This is a genomic window from Arthrobacter sedimenti, from assembly GCF_042652025.1.
Classification (GTDB): Bacteria; Actinomycetota; Actinomycetes; order Actinomycetales; family Micrococcaceae; genus Arthrobacter; species Arthrobacter sedimenti.
The window spans coordinates 85589-107527 of sequence record NZ_JBHSDQ010000004.1 but is presented as its reverse complement, the minus strand read 5'-3'; the positions used below and the strand labels follow the sequence as shown (position 1 = coordinate 107527).

At 66.8% G+C, this 21939-nt stretch carries 19 protein-coding genes and 1 pseudogene; 15 read left to right on the top strand and 5 right to left on the bottom strand.

Features of this window, described 5'->3' with window-relative positions:
* Positions 1–127: 127 nt before the first annotated feature.
* The 3 genes from ACFO0G_RS11045 to ACFO0G_RS11035 are packed head-to-tail and all read right to left on the bottom strand — an operon-like array spanning position 128 to position 3864.
* Positions 128–1588, bottom strand: a complete 1461-nt coding sequence (locus ACFO0G_RS11045) for a hypothetical protein (protein WP_286399416.1) — start codon at positions 1586–1588, stop codon at positions 128–130.
* Between the two features lie 51 nt (positions 1589–1639).
* Positions 1640–3385 carry a DUF5671 domain-containing protein gene (locus ACFO0G_RS11040; protein ID WP_286404618.1) on the bottom strand — a complete coding sequence of 582 codons (1746 nt, stop codon included), beginning with the start codon at positions 3383–3385 and terminating at the stop codon, positions 1640–1642.
* The gene (locus ACFO0G_RS11035) at positions 3382–3864 is read right to left on the bottom strand and encodes a hypothetical protein (RefSeq protein ID WP_286399414.1); all 483 of its coding nucleotides are present in this window, start codon (positions 3862–3864) and stop codon (positions 3382–3384) included. Before ACFO0G_RS11035 ends, ACFO0G_RS11040 begins: the two co-directional genes overlap by 4 nt.
* A 159-nt stretch (positions 3865–4023) precedes the next feature.
* On the opposite strand from ACFO0G_RS11035, the gene ACFO0G_RS11030 reads away from it, so the two are divergent.
* From ACFO0G_RS11030 to ACFO0G_RS10970, 13 genes are all read left to right on the top strand, one after another.
* The gene (locus ACFO0G_RS11030; RefSeq protein ID WP_236799710.1) at positions 4024–4629 is read left to right on the top strand and encodes a helix-turn-helix domain-containing protein; all 606 of its coding nucleotides are present in this window, start codon (positions 4024–4026) and stop codon (positions 4627–4629) included.
* Between the two features lie 163 nt (positions 4630–4792).
* Positions 4793–6124, top strand: a complete 1332-nt coding sequence (locus tag ACFO0G_RS11025; RefSeq protein WP_286399412.1) for an MFS transporter — start codon at positions 4793–4795, stop codon at positions 6122–6124.
* An 11-nt stretch (positions 6125–6135) separates the two neighbouring features.
* Positions 6136–7533 carry an FAD-dependent oxidoreductase gene (locus ACFO0G_RS11020; RefSeq protein ID WP_286399410.1) on the top strand — a complete coding sequence of 466 codons (1398 nt, stop codon included), beginning with the start codon at positions 6136–6138 and terminating at the stop codon, positions 7531–7533.
* The gene (locus tag ACFO0G_RS11015; RefSeq protein ID WP_286399409.1) at positions 7530–8783 is read left to right on the top strand and encodes a CaiB/BaiF CoA transferase family protein; all 1254 of its coding nucleotides are present in this window, start codon (positions 7530–7532) and stop codon (positions 8781–8783) included. Before ACFO0G_RS11020 ends, ACFO0G_RS11015 begins: the two co-directional genes overlap by 4 nt.
* On the top strand, positions 8780–9586 hold the full coding sequence (locus ACFO0G_RS11010; RefSeq protein WP_286399406.1) for an enoyl-CoA hydratase-related protein: 807 nt from the start codon (positions 8780–8782) through the stop codon (positions 9584–9586). The genes ACFO0G_RS11015 and ACFO0G_RS11010 overlap by 4 nt, the downstream gene beginning before the upstream one ends.
* 44 nt (positions 9587–9630) lie before the next feature.
* A complete protein-coding gene (locus ACFO0G_RS11005) occupies positions 9631–10581 on the top strand; it encodes a dihydrodipicolinate synthase family protein (RefSeq protein WP_286399403.1) in 951 nt (316 codons plus the stop codon).
* Positions 10581–11381 carry an SDR family oxidoreductase gene (locus ACFO0G_RS11000; protein WP_286399400.1) on the top strand — a complete coding sequence of 267 codons (801 nt, stop codon included), beginning with the start codon at positions 10581–10583 and terminating at the stop codon, positions 11379–11381. The genes ACFO0G_RS11005 and ACFO0G_RS11000 overlap by 1 nt, the downstream gene beginning before the upstream one ends.
* Positions 11382–11410: 29 nt before the next feature.
* Positions 11411–12880, top strand: a complete 1470-nt coding sequence (locus ACFO0G_RS10995; protein WP_376977595.1) for an aldehyde dehydrogenase family protein — start codon at positions 11411–11413, stop codon at positions 12878–12880.
* 5 nt (positions 12881–12885) lie between these two features.
* Positions 12886–13206: a ferredoxin gene (fdxA, locus tag ACFO0G_RS10990; protein WP_286399396.1), complete on the top strand. Its 321-nt coding sequence runs from the start codon at positions 12886–12888 to the stop codon at positions 13204–13206.
* Between the two features lie 281 nt (positions 13207–13487).
* Positions 13488–14858 carry an MFS transporter gene (locus ACFO0G_RS10985; protein ID WP_286399393.1) on the top strand — a complete coding sequence of 457 codons (1371 nt, stop codon included), beginning with the start codon at positions 13488–13490 and terminating at the stop codon, positions 14856–14858.
* An 88-nt stretch (positions 14859–14946) separates the two neighbouring features.
* Complete coding sequence (locus tag ACFO0G_RS10980; protein WP_286399390.1) at positions 14947–16203, top strand: aminopeptidase P family protein; 1257 nt, start codon at positions 14947–14949, stop codon at positions 16201–16203.
* Positions 16204–16290: 87 nt separating this feature from the next.
* Positions 16291–17127 carry an IclR family transcriptional regulator gene (locus ACFO0G_RS10975; RefSeq protein WP_376977592.1) on the top strand — a complete coding sequence of 279 codons (837 nt, stop codon included), beginning with the start codon at positions 16291–16293 and terminating at the stop codon, positions 17125–17127.
* A 48-nt stretch (positions 17128–17175) separates the two neighbouring features.
* Positions 17176–17739 (top strand): dihydrofolate reductase family protein, encoded by a 564-nt coding sequence (locus ACFO0G_RS10970; RefSeq protein WP_286399386.1) that lies wholly within the window; start codon positions 17176–17178, stop codon positions 17737–17739.
* A 67-nt stretch (positions 17740–17806) separates the two neighbouring features.
* On the opposite strand, the gene ACFO0G_RS10965 is transcribed toward ACFO0G_RS10970, so the two are convergent.
* Positions 17807–18058, bottom strand: coding sequence for a DUF1272 domain-containing protein (locus tag ACFO0G_RS10965; protein WP_286399384.1), 252 nt, complete (start codon positions 18056–18058; stop codon positions 17807–17809).
* Between the two features lie 379 nt (positions 18059–18437).
* Between ACFO0G_RS10965 and ACFO0G_RS10960 the strand changes: the two genes are divergently transcribed.
* Positions 18438–18602, top strand: coding sequence for a hypothetical protein (locus tag ACFO0G_RS10960; protein ID WP_286399382.1), 165 nt, complete (start codon positions 18438–18440; stop codon positions 18600–18602).
* Between the two features lie 59 nt (positions 18603–18661).
* Here the strand turns inward: ACFO0G_RS10960 and ACFO0G_RS10955 are convergent.
* Positions 18662–20277, bottom strand: a pseudogene (locus ACFO0G_RS10955) (PucR family transcriptional regulator).
* Positions 20278–20383: 106 nt separating this feature from the next.
* Here ACFO0G_RS10955 and ACFO0G_RS10950 point away from each other — a divergent pair.
* Positions 20384–21916, top strand: coding sequence for a purine-cytosine permease family protein (locus ACFO0G_RS10950; protein WP_376977589.1), 1533 nt, complete (start codon positions 20384–20386; stop codon positions 21914–21916).
* The last annotated feature ends 23 nt before the right edge of the window (positions 21917–21939 follow it).

Here is a 21939-nt window from a genome sequence, read left to right as displayed (position 1 = left end):
GCAAAGCATGTGTGCCAACCCTAGGCAGCGCTGAATGCCATGGGAAGAGGGTTAATCCACCAGCGGGATAAACTGCGCAAATCTTGAGGAAGGATGCAATCTCCCCGGGCAAGGAGCCCCAGCCCGCTCACTTTCCCGCACGTGAGAAAACGGCGTCGAAGAAGGATGCGAAGGCATCGGCCTTGGCCTGTGCCTCGGACTGCGAAGTTGTCTGGCTGCTTGCCTCAATGGACAACGTCCCCCTGCGTGCTCCACTGCGGACAGACCATGCACCCGTTCCGTCGGCCAGCTGAAATGCGACGGCATAGGTTGAGTCGGCGGTGATGGTGCTGGTGAGTGCGGCAACAGAGGACCAGTCCCGGCTGCCGCCACCGAATGTTTTCTCCTGGATGCTGGTGCAGCCTCGAATATGCTCTGCCCGGGAGTCGAACGGATAAGGCGGAGCCAAAGATGATGGCATGTTGATTACGGTGAAGTCGGTGTAGTCCATCTTGCTGGCGCCCTGGATCTGGCCCTGGCCATAGACGGAGCCGGCCAGGGCGGCGGTGTAGGACTCGTCATCAAAGGTGCAGGGGGAATCGGACGAGGGAACTGATGCGCCTGGGGTAAAGCCGGGAGGTGGGCCGATTATCGTCGCCTGCGGCAGGCTCACCGGTTCCCCGCCGGGGCCCGTCATGCCTTTGAGCAGCGCCACCATCTGGTCAGGCGTCATTGAGTTTGGTGCCGGCGGAGGTGCCGACGGGGGGCCTATTGCGGCCTGGTCAATGAGCTCCCTGGCAAGGCCGGCCATGGCGTCCAGCGCGGGCTTGGCGTCGGCCTCCGAGTTGAGGTTTGCGACTGCGAGGTTGAGCGTAATGGACAAGGTGCCCCGAAGGACGCGCAGTCCCACGGAGCCGAAGTCCCCCTGGCCTTTCGGCTTGGAAACCTGCGTGAAAGCGTGCTGCTTTTCCCCTATTGGGGGAGCGGCCAGCAGCCGGATTGCCGACGTGGAGGCGCGCCCGGACTCTGTGTATGTCAGGTCGAACCGGCCGCAGCGGGACACCAGGTCGTCCGTATAGCCGAAGTCGGCCTTGCTGATGGCATCCTTTTCCGCGCTCCTCAGGACCACCGTGATGGTGGTGGTTGGCCCCGACTGACCGCCGGCCGGCGGCATGCCGCCCTCAGCGAAGTTGATGTCCTTGTCTGCCCATCGTTTAAAGGGGTCCTGCGGAACGAAGGCAATGCACTCGCTGGGCGTCGACTCCATCGTCGTTGAGGGAAACGATCCGCTCACCGCGCCGCTGCGCAGGCGGGTGGAATCCTGGGCTGCGGGAAAGGGCAGGTTCCGGCTCTTGCCCACTCCGTTGATGATGGCTGTGAGTTCCGCGTCGGAAAATGCCTTGGACGGCCCCGCCGGCGCTGTTCCTGACGGCGGCGAGGACGTCTCAGGTGCAGGAGCCAGGCTGCCGGAAGGACTGCCGGTTGGCGCGCCGCCGCCGGAGGAGCATCCGGCCAAAACCAGCAGGACGGCCGCCATGCAGCCGAGCCGGCGCCTGCTGCTTCCTCCTGCGGCAGCACCGCCACGCTTCGCGGCTCCACGAGCAGCCATCGCCGGCCTCCTTTGCCTGCACCAACGCTAGGCTCCGGCTCCCCAAGGTAGCTAGGGCCGTAGGACCCGGCCGGGCGCAGGGCCGGCAGGAACCGCAGCGCCGGGAGCCATCAGCGGGACAACCTCCAACCGGGTTCCAGGCCCCGCGATCACCAGGACCTGCTGCCCGGCAGTGGCCTGCAGTGCCGCCACGACCTGCCGGAGGACGTCCCCAGCCGCTGGCGAAAGCTCGGACGACGGCGGAAGCCCGGCGCCGCCGTCGTCCGCCCTCAGCCACGTGGTCACCTTCGCCCCGGTAGCGTCAGCGATGCCGCGCGCCAGGGCCTCCGGGTCCAACGCATCAGGGCGGTAGCCGCTGACCAGGGTGACCCGCTCGATCACCCGCTTGTGTGCAGGGGCCGCCGCGGCAAGAAGGGTGCGGTCACGGCGCCACAGCGCGAAGTGGTAGCCCGCCACGAGCCCGGCAGCCACCAGGAGGCCCAGGGGCGCCCGGATGCGGTCCAGGACGCTGCCGCCGGTGACCTCGCCCAGCAGGTATTCGAAGAGCCGGTAGCCAATCACCAGCAGCGTAATGAGAGCGACCACGGCGCTGACGCCAAAGAACGCCACCAGGTACACGCGCCGGCCGGGCGGAATCTCGTCCGCGCTCCGCGGCTGATGCCGGGGCTTCCACGCCAGCCACCACACCGGTGCACCCACCGCGAGGGAGCTGATGCCGCCCAGGAGCAGGGTCCGGGTTGCCCCGCCCGCCAAGGGCGATACGGCTGCAGCCAGCAGCGCGTTGACCACCACGCCAATGCCCGACGCCGCAGCGGCAAGCGCCACCGCGGACGTCACCAGGAGGCTGGCCCGCCGGGTCCTGGTGGAGCGGTGCACGGACGTGCTGCGGTGGTAGCGCCACACCAGCGCCCCGATGGCGGCAGCGGCGATGGCCGGGGCGAGTGGTTCAAGCAGGTTGTCCATGGGATCGCTGCGGTCGAACGCCAGCCGCAGGAGGACGAACAGGATGACGCCCAGCCCGCCAAGGGCGGTGATACCGGCCAGGAAGATGCCCACGCCAATGATGGCGACGTCCACCAGGCCGGTCTGGAAGCGCCGTCCGCCCTCCCGGAACCAATGCCACCACCACACCAGCGCGCCGCCAGCTGCCCAGACCAGGGACCGGAGTACGTCAAACCACCAGGGCTCAAAGGCGGCGGTTGCCGTGAAGCCGCGGATCGCGACGTCCAGCAGTGCGCTGAGCGCAGCGATCGCGGCACCGGTGCCCAGCAGCAGCCCAAAGACCGAGCCGACGACGGCGCGCACGTCCTCGAGGTGGCGCGATGCCTTGACTGGGTGCTTCCACATCCACCGGTGCCACCACCAGATGGCGCTCCAGACAAGTCCGTTGGCCAGTGGGGACGGCCATTGGCTCTCCTGGGTGCCAATGAAGGACGTGGCAAGATCCAGCAGCGACGTGCTGGCGATGATGAGCGAGACGGCGTACATGCCGGTCAGGTAGAGGCCCCAGCCGGGCGCCCGCCGCTCGGCTTCGTCGTCGAGCCGCCGCCACACAAACCACCACAGCAGCAGTGCCAGCGGGCCGCCGATCAGGGTGAAGGCCAGGGACAGGGCCAGTCCGGTCACGTCCCCGGAAACCAAGGTGGTCGCTGTACGGAAAAGGCGCTCCAGCAGCCCGCTTACACCTGACGCCGTGATGACCACCAGGGCGAACAGCAGGACGTAGAGGATCAGCCGGCGGAGGGTTGCCAGACCGCCCGCCGGGGCGGGGACCGTCGGTGCTGCCGGCGCCGTCATTGCTTCACCGGCGCAACGGTGCAGTCCACCAGTGGGTACGGCGGCTGGTCGATCAGCCATTTCCCGTTCACCCTGAGGAGTGAGAACGCGTCCTCCACTTCATACTCAGAGGGGCCAAAGGGTCCGCCCTGGGACGACCTGACAATCGAAACCCGCACTGTGGCTGAATCGGTGCGTTCCGTCGTCGAAACCAGGACGACGCGGGCCGGTGCCGGCTCGCTGACGTAGGTACCCCGGCACCGGCTCTTTGCATTCTCGGTGAGGTACGAGGCAGCCGTGGCGGCGTCGCCGTCGATCAGTGCTTTGCTGTATCTCTGGACCACACCGGCCGGGCTTGCCTCATCAAGCGCGGCAGGCTCGCCGCGGGTGAAGACCACGGCCAGCGCCACCACCACCAGCACCACCACCACGCCCACCAATGCGAGCAGGACCCTGTCCGGTCTTCGCGCAGTGCGCTCACTGGCGGCAGTCTCGTCCATGGCGACAGTATGGGGCAGCGGGAGCTGTTCCGCTCGTGTCTTTAGGCCCGTTTTTGCCGCGCCGCGGCGGAATCTTCAAGATAATTAGGAAAAAGGGTTGTTTGAGTAAAAATCTTCACTATAGTTGTGTGAGTAAGCTCACCCAGTGAAAGACAACCGATGACCACCGAGAGTAGCACCACCGCACCGCCGGCCACCAGCGAACTGCTGGCGACGGTTGGCAACAAAGTGCGGGCCATGCGCAAGGAAAAGGGCATGACCCTGGCCAAGCTCTCGGACGTCACCGGGCTCAGCCAGGCGATCGTCAGCCAGATCGAACGCGGCATGGCCAACCCGTCCTTCACAACCCTCGCCCAGCTGGCCCATGGACTGGACATTCCCGTGGGAAGGTTCTTCATTGGCCAGGACCAAACCAAGTCACCCGTCGTCCGCAGATCCGCACGGCGGAACCTGAAAAACGTCACCCGCGAATCCGTGGGGGAGGCAGTTCACGAACTGCTCACCCCGGACCGTGACGGCACCATCGAAGCGCAATGGATCATGACGCCCCCAGGGCATGACACCAGCGCAACACCCTTTACCCACAGCGGGGAAGAGTTCTGCTACATCATCTCGGGCCGGAAGGACGTCTACTTGGACGGCGTCTGCTACAGCCTGGAAGAAGGCGACTCGATCACCTACCCGGCAGAAACCCCGCACTGGTACAAGAACAGCTACGAAGAGGTATGCGTAGCCATCTGGGTAAACGCACCACACAAGTGGTAGGCCTGCCGGTCCCCGCCGGCGCCTGCGTTTCCCCCTAACTGTCCGGACCCAATCTGTGGCCCCGGGCAATCCTTGCCACCTTCGCATCCTGCGCCTCCTCCAACAGGCGTCGCTGCGTCATACCCTCCTGCGCCCTCCCCGGCGCCAGCGTAAGGACACTTCCATGCTCGATATCCAAGCGACGGACAACGCCGTACCGTCACCCCGTTCCGCCACTCCATCCCCCCGCAACCGCGACAAATTCACCCCCGAAGTGCGTAAGGGACTCCTGGGCCTCGGCCTGGGAAACGCCCTGGAATGGTACGACTGGATGGTCTTTGGCCTCCTGTCCGCCTTCATCGGCCCGAATTTCTTCCCCAATACCGAACCCCTCTCCGCCACCCTGAACGCGCTGGCCGTGTTCGCCGTCGGATTCGCCTTCCGTCCCCTCGGCGGCATCCTGCTCGGCACTCTGGCCGACCGGATCGGCCGCCGCCGCGTGATGCTGCTGTCCATCATGCTGATGGCCGGCACCACGCTGGTCATCGCCGTCACGCCCAGCTACGCCACCATCGGCGCCTGGTCCGGCATCATCCTGGTGGCCTGCCGCGTCCTGCAGGGCATCTCCACCGGCATCGAAGCCCCGCTGTCCACCTCCCACGCCGTTGAACTGGCTCCGGAAGGCCGCGAAGGCTACGTGGCCGGCATCATGTCCTTCTACGTCAACATCGGCATCCTGCTCGCCTCCCTGGTCAGCTTCGTCTGCAGCCTGGTGATCGGCGGCTCGGCCATGGGGGAGTGGGGCTGGCGCATCCCGTTCATCATTGGCGCACTCTTCGGCTTCGTGGTGCTCTACCTCAGGCGCTCGCTGCCCGAAACACTCAAGGAAGAAGAGCGCGCCGCCAACACCGCCAAGACCGTGTGGTCCGGTGTGGGCAAGCACTGGCTCTCCGTCCTGGCCATCATCTTCGTGGTGGGCGCCGCACAGGCCTACAACTACGCCTGGAACGTGGGCCTGCCCAGCGCCGCCCGCAGTGGCTTCAAGGAAGACCCCACCGCCGTCTTCGCCCTCACCACCATCCTGGGCGTCGTCCTGGTGGTGGGCAGCTGGATCATCGGCAAGCTGGCCGACGGCCGGTCCATGTCCCGCTGGTTCCTGGTGACCCGCGTCCTGGCCATCCCCTCCGTGTTCCTCATGCTCCTCTACGTCCAGCCCGGCATCGGCGGGTTCGCAGCAGTCCTGCTGGGCGGCTCGATCGTCCTGGTCCTGAACATGACCCTCTACAACGTGGTCAGTTCCTCCCTGATGCCCAAGAACATCCGTGGCACCGGTGTGGCCCTGGGCTACGGCATCGGCGTGGCCGTCTTCGGCGGCACGGCCTCCTACCTCCTGGTCTGGCTGCAGTCCCTCGACCTCACCTGGGTCTTCCCGGTCTACGTAGCCGTCCTCTCCATCCTCAGCATCGTTTTCTACCTCGCCGCACGCTGCACCAACGGCATCTTCGTCGGAAAGTAAGGACTTCCCCCATGAACAACACACCCAGCTTCGCCGCGCCCAAAACCGGGTCCCTGGAGCTCTCCACCACCACGGCAGACCTCACCGCGCCGGTGATCTCACGGTCCAATGTCCTGGTGGTTGGTGGTGGCCCCGCAGGCGTGGCCGCCGCCGTCACCGCTGCCCGCTCCGGTGCAAAGGTCACGCTCCTGGAGCGCTACTCCTCCCTGGGCGGCCTGGCCTCCGGCGGCATGGTGCTTGTCCTCGATGACATGATCAACGGCCAGGACATCACCGTCACCGGCATCGTGTCCGAATACGTGGAACGCCTGCAGAAACTGGGCCTGGCCGTCGTCCCGCCGGCGGAGGACCGCCGTACTTCCGAGGAACTCTGGAACAAGTGGGGCCGCTACGGCACCTTCGACTTCCACTCCCACACCAACCCCAAGCCCATCTGCTACGCCGCCGCTTTCGACCCGGACGGGTGGAAGCGAATCTCCAACGACCTGGTCCGCGAGGCCGGCGTGGACCTGCGGCTGCACTCCTGGTTCTCCCGCCCCATCGTGGACAACGGCGTCATCAAGGGCGTCATCTGCGAAACCAAGCTGGGCCCCCAGGCCTTCATGGCGGACGTGGTCATCGACACCACCGGCGACATCGACGTTGCCTCCCGCGCCGGCGCCAGCTACGCCAAGGACAACTACCTCACCACCCTGGTGTTCCGGCTGGGCAACGTGGACACCGCGGCCGCTGAGGCCTTCGAACAGGCCAACCCCAAGGAAGCCCGCGCCATCAACCGCAAGATCAAGCGGCTCCTGGGCGGTGCCTGGGAGCTGTGGTGGCTCAAGACCCCCATCGACGGCGTGGTGTGGTGCAACGCCCCGCACATGACCGGCTTCGACGGCGTGGACCCGGCAGACATGACCGCCGCAGAGTTTGCCGCCCGTGACAAGATCTCCGAGGCCGTGGACTACGTCCGGGCCAACCTGCCCGGCTTCGAAAAGTGCTACATGCTGGACGTCGCCTCCCAGATGGGCGTCCGCCAGACCCGCCTGCTGCAGGGTGAGTACGTCATGACCAAGGAAGACGTCACCTCCCGCCGCCACTTCCAGGACAGCGTGGCCCGCGGCCGGGACTACTACTACCCCTACCGCTCGCTCCTGCCCAAGGAAGTGGATCAGCTCCTGGTGGCCGGCCGCCACTACTCCGCCACCCCCGACGCGCAGAAGATGTCCCGCGAAATCCCGCCCTGCATGGCCATGGGCCAGGCCGTCGGCGTCGCCGCAGCGCTCGCCGTCGAGTCCGGCGTGCTGGTCCGCGACGTGGCGGCAGCCGACATCCAACTGGGTATGCGCCGGCACGGTGCGGACCCCGGCGACGTCCCGTCGTCGAACGCCACCCTGGACACCGAAGCGGCGGTCCTGGCGTGAGCGCGGCAACGGTAGAGCGGGTGGACGAACGCACGACGGCGCCAGGCGGCAGTGCGGCCGGCTCGCCGGTGCCCCTTCCGCTGGAGGGCATCCGGATTGTGGACTTCACCCAGGTGTTCATGGGCCCGTCCTGCACCCAGCTGTTGGGCGACTACGGTGCCGACATCATCAAGGTGGAGCGGCCCGGCGCGGGCGACATTTCCCGCAACTCATTCCCCGACCAGGACGGCCAGGACAACCCGATCTTCCTGTCCATCAACCGCAACAAGCGCAGCGTCTCCGTGGATACCCGCACCGATGAAGGCCGCGAGGTGCTGCACCGGCTGTTGGCCGACGCCGACGTGGTGGTCAGCAACTTCCGCTCCGGCGTGATGGAGCGGATGGGCTTCGGCTACGAGGAGCTCAAGGTTAAGAACCCGGGAATTATCTGGGCCTCCGGCACCGGCTTCGGCCCCGTGGGACCGTACTCGCACAAGGGCGGGCAGGACGCGATCGCGCAGGCCTACTCCGGCGTGATGTGGCGGCGCGAATCGGATGACCAGAAGCCGGCCATCTACCCCACCACGCTCTGCGACTACATCACGGGCATGCACCTAATGCAGGGCATCCTGCTGGCGCTTCGCACCCGGCAGGCGTCTGGTGTGGGGCAAAAGGTGGAGGTGACCATGTACGACTCCATGCTGCACCTGCAGATGCAGGAGGCCTGCATGCAGCTCAACCGCGGCTACGAGGTCAACTGGGGCGCCATGCCGCTGAGCGGCGTCTTCGAAACCACCGACGGTGCCGTGTGCATGGTGGGCGGCTTCACCCCCGACCCGCTGGCACGGATCTCCGACGCCCTGGGCCTGGACGAGGACCTCACGGAACGGCCCGGATTCGCCACCCTTGAGCAGCAGTTCAAGAACAAGCCCGCCCTGCAGGCCATCTTCCGGGAGCATTTCGCCACCAACACCACCGAATACTGGACCGGAAAGCTGGAGGAACAGGGGCTGCTCAATGCTCCTGTCCACACCCTGGAACAGGCGCTCGCCGATGCGCAGACCGAGGCGAACGGGATGATCGTGGAGGCCGAACATCCGGGGGTGGGGACCGTGAAGATGCTGAACGCCCCCATCCGGCTCTCCGCCACCCCGCCCGTTGTCCGCCGCGTCGCACCCCGCCTCGGCGAGCACAACGTGGAGGTCCTGCTGGAAAACGGCTTCGACGCGGACACCATCGCGCGGCTGCAGGAACTGGGGGTGCTGCGGTGAGCGCTTCCGTGGAAGAAAAGGTGGACCAGGTCACCCTGACCATCGATAACCACGTTGCCACGGTGGTTATCGACCGGCAGCACGTCCTGAACGCGGTCGACGGCACCGCGCAGGCCCGGCTCAACGACATCTGGGAACAGCTGGAGCAGGATGCGTCCGTGCGGGCTGTGGTCGTCACCGGGGCAGGGCCCCGCGCGTTCTGCGTGGGCGCGGACATGTCTGCCTCCGCCGTGGACAAGACCGGCCTGGAGTACTGGGCCGGCCTGGACCCCAACGGGTTCGGCGGCCTGAGCCTGCGCACCACCCTGGACATCCCCGTGATCGCCAAGGTCAACGGCTACGCCCTGGGCGGCGGGATGGAAATCGTCCTGGGCGCGGACATCGTGGTGGCGGCGGACAGCGCCAAGTTCGGATTGACGGAGCCCAGGGTTGGGCGGTTGGCGCTCGACGGCGGCATCCACCAGCTGCTGCGCCGCGTCCCCTACACCCAGGCCATGGGCATGCTCCTCACCGGCCGGAAAGCCGACGCGGCCGAGATGCAGGCCATGGGCTTGGTCAACGAAGTGGTGCCGGCCGAGGAGCTCGACGCCGCCGTGCAGCGCTGGGTGGACCAGATCCTCGCCTGCGCCCCCACCTCCGTCCGGGCGGTCAAGCAGATGGCTGCCCGGACTTCGCACCTCACGGCCGCCGAAGCGCGCGGCCTCCGGCTGCCGGCCCTCATGGCGGCCCTGGACAGCGAAGACTCCGCCGAAGGCGTCCGTGCGTTCCAGGAAAAGCGGCCGCCGGTGTGGCCGGGCCGCTGAACACACGTTTCCCACTAAGAGTTCCAACAGAAGAAGGACCACTCATGCCGCAATCCGCCGCGCCTGAAAAGCGTGAATCCCTGCCCCCGGGCGTGTGGGGCGTCGTTGCCACCCCGTTCCAGGGAAGCACCCTGGACGTGGACCTGGATAGCCTCTCGGACCTCGTGGAGCGCTACGAAACCATCGGCGCCACCGGCCTGACCGTCCTGGGCGTGTTCGGCGAAGCAGCCGCACTCACGGCAGAGGAGCGGCGGCAGGTCCTGGAAATCGCCGTCGAATGCACCAACCTGCCTTTGGTGGTGGGCGTGACGGCCCTGGCCACGCGGCCAGCCATCGAGGAAATCCGCGCCGCCCAGGAAGCGGCCGGCCAGCGGCTCGCGGCCGTCATGGTGCAGGCCAACTCGCCGAAACCGGACGTGGTGGCCGCGCACCTGGACGCCATCCACCGTGCCACCGGTGCCAAGGTGGTGCTGCAGGACTACCCCCTGGCCAGCGGCGTCAGCATTTCCACCGACGTGCTGGTCGCTGTGGTCAAGGCAAGCCCCGCCGTCATCGCCATCAAGGCCGAGGCGCCGCCCACCAGCGTGGCCATCGCAACCCTCAGCGCCGCCACGGGCATCTCGGTGTTCGGCGGACTTGGCGGTCAAGGCCTGCTGGATGAACTCCTGGCCGGCGCGGCAGGAGCCATGACCGGCTTCTCCTACCCGGAAGCGCTCATTGCCTGCGTCCGGGCCTGGCAGCGGGAGGGTTATGCAGCCGCCGCAGCCCAGCTGGTGCCCTACCTGCCGCTCATCAACTTCGAACAGCAGGCCAAGGTGGCACTGGCCATCCGCAAGGAATGCCTGCGGGAACGGGGCTGGATCAAGGACTCCGGCGTCCGTGCCCCTGCGGCCGCATTCCCGGAAAACCTGCGGCACGCCATGTCCGCACACCTCCGCGAAGCTGCCACGGCATTGAAACTGACCCGTACCCCCGTTTCGGCCGGGAGCCTCTGATGGATTTGGGTATCGCAGGACGGACAGCCCTGGTGGCGGCCTCCACCGGGGGACTGGGGCTCGCAGTGGCGCGGGCTCTCGCCGCCGAGGGAGCCAAAGTTGCCATCGTGGGCAGGCGCCGGGAACGAGCACAGGAGATCGTGGCGGAGCTGCAGGCCGATTCCGGGGATCTGCAAGGCTTCAGGGCCATCGCCGTCGAAGCCGACCTCACCGCGCCCGGGGGAGTGGAGGCGGCCGTAGCGCAGACCGAAACCGGCCTGGGGCCCATTGACATCCTGGTCCTCAACGGGCCAGGACCCAAGCCCGGCGCGGCCGCCACGCTCGGGTCCGAGGACATTGCCGCGGCGTTCGAAACCTTGGTCAGGCCGCACCAGGCGCTGGTGTCCCTGACCCTTCCCGGCATGCGGGAGCGGCGGTGGGGGAGGATCCTGGCCGTCGGCTCCAGCGGCGTGGCGGCACCCCTGCCCAACCTGGCCATCTCCAACACCGGCCGCGCCGCGCTGGCCGCGTACCTCAAGACGCTGGCTGCCGAAGTGGCGCTGGACGGGGTCACCGTCAACCTGCTCCTGCCGGGCAGGATCGCCACCGACCGGGTCACCGAACTGGACCAGGCCGCCGCCAAACGCCGCGGCACCACCCTTGAGGAGATCCGGCTCGAATCCCGCAAGACCATCCCCGCGCGGCGGTATGGGGAACCCGCCGAATTCGGTGCCGCTGCCGCCTTCCTGTGCAGCGCCCCGGCGTCGTACATCACCGGCGTGGCACTCCGGTGCGACGGCGGCCTCATCCGCAGCCTCTAGCCCCACCCACCATCTTCCAAAGGAACGCCATGACCTCCACAGCACTCGACCCACACACCACTACCCACGCCCACCTGACGGCCCAGCACCTCATCAACGGCCAGTGGCTGGGCGAGGCAGAAACCCGGCGGATGAACCCCGCCCGGCCGGATGAGCTGGTGGCGCTGTCACCCAGCGGGACCGCCGCAGACGTTGACGCCGCCATCGCCGCCGCTGCAGCGGCGCAACCAGGTTGGGCGGCACTGCCCGCGCCCTCCCGCGGCGCCATCCTCCTCGCCGCCGGAAACCTGCTGATCGAACGCCAGGCCGCCATCGCCGAAGACCTGGTCCGCGAGGAAGGCAAAACCCTGGCCGAAGCCAAGGGCGAAGTAAAGCGTGCCTCCGACGTGCTGCGCTTCTTTGGTTCACTCGGCTGGGCCGCCACCGGCGAAGTACTGCCCAGCGGCCTGCCGGACACCACCATCACCACCCGCCGCGAACCACTGGGCATCGTCGGCCTGATCACCCCCTGGAACTTCCCCATCGCCATCCCGGCCTGGAAGACGGCGCCCGCGCTGATCAGCGGCAACGCCGTGGTGATCAAGCCCGCCGAGCTCACCCCACTGTCCGCCACGCATCTGGCGCGCGCCCTGCAGGACGCGGGGCTGCCGGCCGGCGTGTTCAACGTGGTCCACGGCAAGGGCCGCGTGGTGGGCGACGCCCTGGCCCGCGACCCCCGCGTTGCCGGGATGTCCTTCACCGGATCCACCAAGGTGGGCCTCGGCCTGCAGGAAATCCTCAACGGGCGGCGCGCCCGGGTGCAACTGGAGATGGGCGGCAAGAACGGCGTCCTGGTGCTTGACGACGCCGATCCCTGCAAGGCAGCCCAAGTGGTGGCGGCCGGTGCCTTCGGCCTTACCGGCCAGGCCTGCACCGCCACGTCCCGTGTGTACGTCACCCCCGACATCCGGCCCGCATTCCTCGAGGCGCTGTTGGCGGAAGCCGCCAAGTACGCGCCGGGTGACGGCCTGGAGTCCGCGATGGGTGCTGTGGTGAGCCAGCAGCAATTCGAGCAGGACCAGGCAGCGGTGCGTGGCGCCGTCGACCGCGGCGCAACACTCCTGCACGGAAAGTACGACGGCGACTCCTCCGAAGCGCTGTTCTTCCCCGCCGCCGTGCTCACCGACCTGGCCTTCGACGATCAAGCCGTGACTGAGGAGATCTTCGGGCCTGTGGTGGCCGTCCTGGAAGTGCCAGACTATGAGGCGGGCCTGGCCGCCATCAACGACTCCCGCTACGGCCTGACCGCCGGCATCTGCACCGACTCGCTGGCCCTGGCCACCGACTTCTCCGCCCGGGCCCAGGCGGGCGTCATCAAGGTCAACCGGCCCACCGCCGGGCTGGACCTGAACGTCCCTTTCGGCGGCGTCAAGGACTCCTCCACCAACACGTTCCGCGAACAGGGCAGGTCCGCCCTGGAGTTCTTTACCTGGGGCAAAACCGTCTACACGGGTGTGTAGCCTCCATGACGTACGTGATCGCCCAGCCCTGCGTGGATGTGAAGGACAAGGCCTGCATCCAGGAATGCCCGGTGGACTGCATCTACGAGGGCGAACGCTCCCTCTACATCCACCCGTCCGAATGCGTGGACTGCGGTGCGTGTGATCCCGTGTGCCCGGTGGAAGCCATCTACTACTCGGACGACGTGCCGGATGAGTGGGCCGACTACGTATGGGCCAACGTGGAGTTCTTCTCCGAGCTGGGGTCACCGCAGGGGGCGTCAGCCCTGGGGAACCTGCACCGGGACCATCCGGTGATAGCAGGGGAACCCGTTCCTGCCCGGTAGCTACCCCTCACTTCACCCGCCGCAATGGCCGCCAAGCCCTCCCGCTTGGCGGCCATTGCTGCGTTGGGCCCCATGTTTCGCACTTATTACAACGCGGTTGCTTTTAGTGCAACGTACTCCGTTTGGGCTAGCTAGGCACCGAGGCGTCGCGACTCCAGTCAGGACGCCCGCCATTTCGGCCATTAATCATTCAGCAACCTATTGACTGTGTTGCGCGTCACGGCCTATCTTGAAACAACCACGTTGCAAGCAATGCAACTCCAACTTTTATTGGTGGTTTCATGAGTACCGAACAAAACTCACCCTGGGCAGGAGTGGTTGCCGCTGACGCCAACCCTTCGGCCCGGGCTGGCCAGGGCGCGGACAACGCTGTGGCCAGCAAGGATGTCCGACGCCGGGTGGTCACCGCGAGCTTCATCGGCAACTTTGTCGAATGGTTCGATTACGCGGTGTACGGCTACCTGGCCGCAGTCATTTCCTCAGTGTTCTTCCCCGAAGCCGACCGGCAGACCGCGCTGCTGGCTACCTTCGCCGTCTTTGCCATCTCGTTCTTCGTCCGTCCCCTGGGCGGATTCTTCTGGGGCCACATCGGTGACAAGCTCGGCCGGCGCAAGGCCCTGTCCCTGTCCATCGTCATCATGTCCGTCTCCACCTTCTGCATCGCCCTCATCCCGGGCTACGGAACCATCGGGCTGCTGGCCCCGGTGCTGCTGCTGCTGGTCCGCGTAGTCCAGGGCTTCTCGGCCGCAGGTGAGTACGCAGGGGCATCCGCCTTCCTGGTGGAATACGCACCGGCCCACCGCCGCGGCCTCTACGCCGCCGTCGTCCCCGCCAGCACCGCGGCAGGCCTGCTCCTGGGCTCACTGATCGCGGCACTCCTCAGCTCGGTGCTGAGCACGGACCAGCTGCACGAATGGGGCTGGCGGCTGCCATTCCTGCTGGCGGCTCCCATGGGCCTGATCGGCCGCTACATCCGCACCAAGCTGGAGGACACCCCGGCCTTCCGCGCCCTGGCTGACCAGGAAGAGTCCGCTCCCAAGGCGCCCGCGCTGGCCATGTTCCGGACCTATCGCAAGCAGCTCATCATTGCCTGCGGCGCGGTGCTGCTCAACGCCGTCGGCTTTTACGTCATCCTCAGCTACATGCCCACCTACCTCTCCGAAGAACTGGGCTTCGGCCCCACCGAATCCTTTCTGGCCACCACCATCGCCCTGGCCAGCTACATCGGCTTCATCTTCCTGACCGGCATCGCGTCGGACCGCTTCGGCCGCAAGCGCATGCTGATCACTGCCTCCGTGCTGTTCATGCTGCTGACCGTTCCCGCCTTCATGCTGCTGGACACCGGCAACTTCCTGGTGATCGTCCTGGTCCAGATCCTGCTGGGCGGCATGCTCACCCTGAACGACGGAACCCTGCCCAGCTTCCTGGCCGAACTGTTCCCCACCAAGGTCCGCTACAGCGGCTTCGCCGTCAGCTTCAACCTCTCCAACGCGCTCTTCGGTGGCACCGCACCGTTCATGGCCACCCTGCTGATCGGCATGACCCAGAGCAAGCTGGCCCCCGGCTGGTACCTCGTGGCCGCCTCCGCCGTGTCCCTGATGGCCGTGCTGTTCGCGGCCGAAACCTCACGGAAGCCCCTCAAGCACCTCTGACCAAGAGGTCTCCACAAACCATCCTCATTACGCAAACCAACACCGGCTGCACAACCGTGGCCGGCACCCATTAGAAAGGCACACCTTCGTGACTATCACCGCTGACAACGCGTCCTCCATCGCCGAACTCGAGCGCCTCAAGGTCCTGCACATAGGTTCCAAGGGCAAGCTCACGTTCTCCGACGCGGAGTTCGAGCGCCGCCTGGGCGGCCTGCGCAAGATCATGGCCGCCAAGGACCTGGACGCCGTCATCCTCACCAGCTACCACGGCATCAAGTACTACTCCGACTTCCTGTACACCACGTTTGGCCGCAACTACGCCCTCGTCGTCACCGCAGACGACTCGGTCACCGTCACCGCCAACATCGACGCCGGCATGCCGTGGCGCACGTCCTACGGCGAGAACATCGTCTACACCGACTGGCGCCGCGACAACTTCTACTTCGGCCTGCAGGAGGCCCTGCGCCAGCGCGGCGTCAAAGCCAACCGGATCGGCGTCGAGGATGACTTCCTCCCCGGCCTGACCCGCGAGAAGATCGCCGCCGCCTTCCCGGGCGCCCAGCTGCTGGATGTTTCCCAGGACGCCATGCGCCAGCGCATGATCAAGTCCGCCGAGGAAATCGAGGTCATCAAGCACGGCGCCCGCATCGGCGACCTCGGCGGCGAAGCCATCCGCAACGCCATCCGCGAAGGCATCAGCGAGTACGAGGTTGCCCTGATCGGCACCGAAGCCATGGTGCACGAGATCGCCCGCACGTTCCCGCACCGCGAGGTCCGCGACACTTGGGTGTGGTTCCAGTCCGGCATCAACACCGACGGCGCCCACAACTGGGCCACCACCCGCAAGCTGCAGCAGGGCGACATCCTCTCGCTCAACTGCTTCCCCATGACCTCCGGCTACTACACCGCACTGGAGCGCACCCTCTTCCTGGGCCAGCCGGACGAGCGGTCGCTGGAGCTGTGGAACATCAACGTGGAGGTCCACAAGCGCGGCCTGGAACTCATCAAGCCCGGCGCCGTCTGCAAGGACATCGCTGCCGAACTCAATGAGATCTACATCAGCCACGGCCTGCTGGCCAACCGCACCTTCGGCTACGGCCACTCCTTCGGCGTCCTCAGCCACTACTACGGCCGCGAAGCCGGCCTGGAGCTGCGCGAGGACATCGACACCGTCCTGGAACCCGGCATGGTGGTCTCCATGGAGCCCATGATCACAGTGGCGGACGGCCTGCCCGGCGCCGGCGGCTACCGCGAGCACGACATCCTGGTCATCGGCGAGGACAACTCTGTCGAGAACATCACCAAGTTCCCGTTTGGTCCCGAGCACAACATCATCGAGGGATAACCCATTGAAGAGTGAGAGCGGCGCCGTGGACTGAGCAGTTCAGGCCACGGCGCCGCTTTCGGCGTCTGCCGCCAACGATAGGGAAAGATGGTATCCACCATGACTCCTGCAAAGACCCCCGACAGCAACGGCAACGGAAGCGGCACCAACGGCGGGCCGGACGCGAAGGGCGCCTCCGTCGTCGTCAATGCCATCGCCGTCCTGCGCACCTTCACCGCGGATGAGCCGCTGCTGGGTGTCACGGAGATTGCCAACCGGGTGGGCATGCACAAAAGCAGCGTGTCCCGGATCCTGGCCACGTTCGAGCAGGAAAACCTGGTGGAGCGGGACCCGGAGACCAAGCGCTTCCGGCTGGGCCTGGGGCTCATCGCCGTCGCCGGACCGCTGCTGGCGGAAATGGAGGAACGCCGCGTTGCCTACCCGGTCCTGCGGCAATTGACCGAGCAGACCGGCGAGACCAGCGCCCTCATGCTGTGGAACGGGGATGAGGCCATCTGCGTGGAGCAGATCGCAAGCCACCACCAGATCAAGCACACCACGCCGCTGGGCGCCCGCTACCGGGACGCCATGAGCGCCTCCGTCCAGGTCTTCCTGTCCACCCTTCCGGCCGAGCGGGTGCGGGAGCTGCTGAGGAGCGGCACCATCACCTTCCCGGGAATGGACGACGACGGCCTGGCGGCTTACGAAACAAGGCTCCGGGACGTGGAGCAGCGGGGATGGGCGGGAAACTACGGCGAATCGTCCATGGACGAGGTGGGCGTGGCCGCGCCCGTCCGCGACCACCGCGGTGACGTGGTGGCCGCCGTCCTCATTCCCGCGCCCCGGTTCAGGGTGTCCAAGGAGCAGTTCGAGAGCCTGGGCGAGGCCTGCGTTGCGGCGGCCGCCAAGGTGACCACGCGCCTGGGCGGCAGGCCGGCAAACTGACGCCGGCAGGCCTGTACAACTCATAGCCGCCCACGGGAGACTGACGCCATGCGTAAACTGGCCTTTGGCATGAACGTGAGCCTTGATGGCTACATCGCTGCACCCGGCGACGACCTCAGCTGGAGTACGCCGAGTGACGAGCTGTTCCAGTGGTGGTCCGACCGGGTGGGGGCGACGGGCCTGGCGCTGTATGGGCGAAGACTCTGGGAGACGATGAGCTCCCACTGGCCCACCGCCGACCAGCAGCCGGGCGCCACACCGGCGGAGGTCGAGTTTGCCCATCGCTGGCGCGACATGCCGAAGGTGGTCTTCTCCTCGACGATCAGCACGGTGGACTGGAATACCCGTTTGGTCACCGGCGACGCGGTCACCGAGATCAGCCGGCTCAAGGCCGACGACGGCGGGCCAATGGATATCACCGGTGCCACACTCGCCGCGGCGGCCATGCGGGCCGGGCTGATTGACGAGTACGCGATGGTCACCCATCCGGTCCTGGTGGGCGGCGGCACACCGTTCTTCACAGCCTTGGACAAGTGGGTGAACCTGAGCTTGCTGGAAACCCGGACGTTTCCCGACGGTGTGGTCCTCACCAGGTATGAGACCAGGCGCTGAGCCGGGTGCCTGACACCGCATCAGCTCCACCGCAGTGCCCGCTTTCTCGCCTGACCCCGGAAGTCGCTTAGTTCCCGGCGAACTTCTTGAGGCAATCCGGGGCTACAACCCTGTTGGTGCTGGCCGGGTTGTTGACCAAGGCGGCGGCCGGCCGGGTGGGACGTCGCTGAAGGTCTCCTCCGCAGTTGGGACAAGAACCATTCGGAAAGCGTCCGACGCAGTCCGGACACCACGTGCACTCGAACGTGCAGATGTACGCCTCGTCGGATGGAGAAATGTCGCGGTCGCAACACTCGCAGTTCGGGCGGATCTCAAGCATCAGGCAACTCTACAGGGGCCCACCTGACCCGCCGTTCACCCGCAGAAGCCTAAGCGCAGGCAGGCATTGCAGCGCACCCGCCGCAGCTTCCCCAAAACGGCTGGTAGTTTGAAAGACGCCGATCACAGCAGGGGGACTTGTGAAAAGTATGCGCAGCGCAGTCGTCGCGACCGGGATGGCCGTGTCCGTGGCCTTGGCTGGTTGCAGCGGACCATGGGGAAGCCCGCCGGAGTCAGCGCCACCTACTGACGGCGGAACGTTTGAAACCCTTGAGGACTTGAGGGTGGCCTTGGAAGGAGCAGGCTTTCAGTGCCCGGAACTCCAATTGGCCAACCATGCGAAGTACGCATCCACATCAGGGTACTGCGGGGAGATCGGAATGGCCCTGTATCCGAACGATGCCTCCCAGGACGCCCAGTTGGCGATGAGGACGCCCCAGGATCAGACGGCTGTGAACGTCGGCAGGAACTGGACGGTCACAACGGCTGCGCCCGACCAGGTCAAGAAGTGGCTGGGCGGCGCCATCGTTGGTGCTGACGGGTAACACGCTCCCGTCTCCCTTTTGGTGAAACAGGGGATGACGGCCCGTCGCGGACTCGATCATCACGGCAGCCCGGCCATCCTGGCCGCCAGGTGCAGTGCCGCCAGCCGGCCCGTGCCGCGCGGATCACCGCCGCACAGCTCGAAAATCCGCTGCAGCCTGTGGTGCATCGACTGCCGTTCCAGGTGCAGTTCGCGGGCGGACTGGGCCGTATTGCACCCGGAGTCCAGCCACACCTGCAGAGTCTCCAGAAGCTGGGATTGCCGCTGGGCATCATGCTCCAGCACGGCCCGCAGCTGCCGGTTGACGAACGCCTCACGCGCGGAGGTATCGAGGCACGTGAGGGCGAGGCTTTCCACGGCGGTATCCTGGGCGTCAACCACCACCAGGGCGCGGGCCGTAGACCGCCGGCGCGGCGAGGCATTGCGGCGCCGGATCTGCCGCACGTCCAAGGCCCGGCGCGCCTCCGCCAGTGACCAGGCCGCTTCCGCAACACGGGCTACGGGGGGGCCACCGCGATCACGGCATCATGGTCGCCCTCCAGTCCCCGCAGGGATTCCAGAAGCTGCCGCCGCTCACCCGGGGGCTCGGTGCAGGGCAGGCCGATCATCACCACCAGCTCGGCGTCGTCCAGGTACGCGGCGCAGGGGATCCGCCGTGAGCTCAGGAAGTTTTCGACGGCGCCCCGCAGCTCCTGCGGTGCCGCGGCATGGATGGCCGCCACCACAGCCGGGGAATCCGTGGGAAACCCGGCCCCGGGAGCCAGCTGCTCGAGGCGCCACTCCGGAGCTGAATTAAGCACTGCCCGCATCAGTTCCGCACCTGCGAGGGCATGCAGCCCGGGAGGCGTATGCTGCAGCAGCGCCAGGCCCAGGATGTCGACGGCGCGTTCCCCGGCCACCTGCGCCAGCGCCGTATCAGCCGTTGGCGGGACCAATACCTCCAGCCGGCCCATCAGGACGCCGCGTACGGGGATGTCCACGCTGATCACTCTTCCAGCAGCAGCCCCGCTGAAGTCGCCATGCCCGCCCGGCCCGGAGCCGGCGTCGTCCGCTGCTCCTTCCTCCACCGCCCGGGCCCCGCCTCCGGCAGTGACCTCGCCGTTCCACCCCTCCGGCACTGCGCTTCCCATGGTGACGCCCCACGGGGATGTGAGCTTCACGGCGGAACCGGTGATTCCCGCCAGCACAGCCAGGATCTTGTCCAGCGAGGCGCCGTGGGCCAGCTCCGCGGCCATGGCGCGGGTGGCGGCATCGGCCTGCTGCAGGTGACCCACGGACTCGCTGACCAGCATGGAGTTGATGGCCTGCATGACGCCGACGAAGGGCACCACCTTGCGCAGCTCCACCACGGGCAGGCCGAACTCCTCTGCCTTGTGAAGCATGTCGGCCGGAATCTCCGGCAGCGCCCCGCCGGTCTCGATGGCCAGGGCCGCAATGCCGCGCTGTGCCAGCTCGCGCACGTAATCTTCACGCCTGGCGGGCGTGGCCGTGGCCAGCGTGATGCCGCCGCAGAGCAGCAGCTCGCCGCCGCGGAGCAGGGGAGCGATGTCCAGTACTTCGCTCGAGTGCACCCAGCGGACGGGCTGCGCGTCGGCCACCACGCCCAAGGGGTGGACCACGGGGTCGGCGGCGGCGAGGGCGGGATGGGCGAGTATTTCGCCAAGAAACACTGACACGACGTTCCGTAACGTAGTAGGAGATTCTGCTAGACAGATCGTATCTTGTTCCTTGTGATGGGGGCCACATAGCCTTTTGGTACTTATCCACCTCACGGAGGCCCCCATGCAAGAAAAGCTTTCAACAGCCACGCACGGCCAACCTGCCCAGGCAACCGAGGACCACAACGCCGTGGACCACGAAGCCTGGCTGCAGCCCATTCCCGAATCCGCACGCACACGCAAGGTATCCGGCCAGTTCTGGATCTGGGCGGGCGCCAACCTGGCTCCCATCAACTGGGTGCTGGGGGCACTCGGTATCCAGCTGGAGCTCGGGCTCGCGGACACCATCACCGTCCTGGTGCTGGGCAACCTGATCGGCATGCTGCTCTTTGGCTGCTTCGTCCTTTTGGGCCAGCGGACCGGAGCCACCGGCATGGTCCTGGCCCGGGCAGCATTCGGACGGCGCGGCAACTACCTGCCGGCCGCAATCCAGGCCCTGCTGGTCATCGGCTGGTGCGCGGTGAACACCTGGATCATCCTGGACCTGGTCATGGCACTCTTCGGAACCCTGGGCTGGGTTGACCCGGAAGCGCCCAACTACGGCTGGAAGATCGGCGTCGCCACCTTCATCATGGCCCTCCAGGTGGCCATCGCCTGGTTCGGCTACAAGGCCATCGCCGCCTTTGAAAAGTGGACCGTGCCGCCCACCATCCTTATCCTCGCCGTCATGTCCGCCGTGGCCTGGTTCGGAATGGACATCAACTGGGGCTACGCCGGACCGGCCGGCGCCATCCTGGAAGGCTCCGAGCGCATCGCCGCCATGAGCGCCGTCATGACCGCCATCGGAATCGGCTGGGGCATCACCTGGTTCACCTACGCCGCGGACTACTCCCGGTTCGTCAGCACCAGCGTCCCCAAGAAGAAGGTCTACCTGGCCTCAGTCCTGGGCCAGTTCATCCCCGTGGTGTGGCTCGGCGTCCTGGGCGCCAGCCTGGCCACCAACAGCGGCGAGATCGATCCCGGCAAGCTGATTGTCCTGAACTTCGGCGCCATGGCGCTGCCGGTGCTGCTGATGGTGCTCCATGGGCCCATCGCCACCAACATCCTGAACATCTACACCTTCTCGGTGGCCACGCAGGCTCTGGACATCTCCATCAGCCGCCGCAAGCTCAACCTGTTCGTCGGCGTCTTCTCGCTCGCCGCCGTCGTGTTCTTCATCTTCCAGGAGGACTTCGCCGCGGTGCTCGACGCCTGGCTGATCGGCCTGGTCGCCTGGGTGGCAGCCTGGGGCGGGATCATGCTGGTGCACTACTTCTGGCTGGAGAAGCGCTGGCCCGGCGGCACGGAGCGGCTGTTCGACGGCGTTGGCACCAAGCGGCTGCCCGTCGTCAACTGGGCGGGGGTCATCTCCCTCGTGGCCGGGATCTTCGCGACGTGGCTGTTCATGTACGGCCTGATCCCCGTCATGCAGGGCCCCATCGCTGTCGCGTTGGGCGGCTGGGACCTGTCCTGGCTGGCCGGCGGCCTGACGAGCGCCGGGGTGTACGCCATCCTGGGCCCGCGGCAGCACATCCGCTACCTCGCCCTGGAACCGCGCACCACAGCTGAAGTAAAGAGCCCGACGGCGGACAGCACGCCCGCCCTTCCCGCCCTCTAATTCCTTCTCTTCGCACACCCTGG

Bases quoted from the DNA above. Each gene is read 5' to 3' on its own strand.
- ACFO0G_RS10975 (WP_376977592.1), top strand. From the start codon at position 16,291: ATGGTATCCACCATGACTCCTGCAAAGACCCCCGACAGCAACGGCAAC.
- ACFO0G_RS10950 (WP_376977589.1), top strand. From the start codon at position 20,384: ATGCAAGAAAAGCTTTCAACAGCCACGCACGGCCAACCTGCCCAGGCA.
- fdxA (WP_286399396.1), top strand. From the start codon at position 12,886: ATGACGTACGTGATCGCCCAGCCCTGCGTGGATGTGAAGGACAAGGCC.
- ACFO0G_RS10960 (WP_286399382.1), top strand. From the start codon at position 18,438: ATGGCCCTGTATCCGAACGATGCCTCCCAGGACGCCCAGTTGGCGATG.
- ACFO0G_RS11020 (WP_286399410.1), top strand. From the start codon at position 6,136: ATGAACAACACACCCAGCTTCGCCGCGCCCAAAACCGGGTCCCTGGAG.
- ACFO0G_RS11000 (WP_286399400.1), top strand. From the start codon at position 10,581: ATGGATTTGGGTATCGCAGGACGGACAGCCCTGGTGGCGGCCTCCACC.
- ACFO0G_RS11005 (WP_286399403.1), top strand. From the start codon at position 9,631: ATGCCGCAATCCGCCGCGCCTGAAAAGCGTGAATCCCTGCCCCCGGGC.
- ACFO0G_RS10985 (WP_286399393.1), top strand. From the start codon at position 13,488: ATGAGTACCGAACAAAACTCACCCTGGGCAGGAGTGGTTGCCGCTGAC.
- ACFO0G_RS10995 (WP_376977595.1), top strand. From the start codon at position 11,411: ATGACCTCCACAGCACTCGACCCACACACCACTACCCACGCCCACCTG.
- ACFO0G_RS11025 (WP_286399412.1), top strand. From the start codon at position 4,793: ATGCTCGATATCCAAGCGACGGACAACGCCGTACCGTCACCCCGTTCC.
- ACFO0G_RS11035 (WP_286399414.1), bottom strand. From the start codon at position 3,864: ATGGACGAGACTGCCGCCAGTGAGCGCACTGCGCGAAGACCGGACAGG.
- ACFO0G_RS11030 (WP_236799710.1), top strand. From the start codon at position 4,024: ATGACCACCGAGAGTAGCACCACCGCACCGCCGGCCACCAGCGAACTG.
- ACFO0G_RS11040 (WP_286404618.1), bottom strand. From the start codon at position 3,385: ATGACGGCGCCGGCAGCACCGACGGTCCCCGCCCCGGCGGGCGGTCTG.
- ACFO0G_RS10965 (WP_286399384.1), bottom strand. From the start codon at position 18,058: ATGCTTGAGATCCGCCCGAACTGCGAGTGTTGCGACCGCGACATTTCT.
- ACFO0G_RS10970 (WP_286399386.1), top strand. From the start codon at position 17,176: ATGCGTAAACTGGCCTTTGGCATGAACGTGAGCCTTGATGGCTACATC.
- ACFO0G_RS11045 (WP_286399416.1), bottom strand. From the start codon at position 1,588: ATGGCTGCTCGTGGAGCCGCGAAGCGTGGCGGTGCTGCCGCAGGAGGA.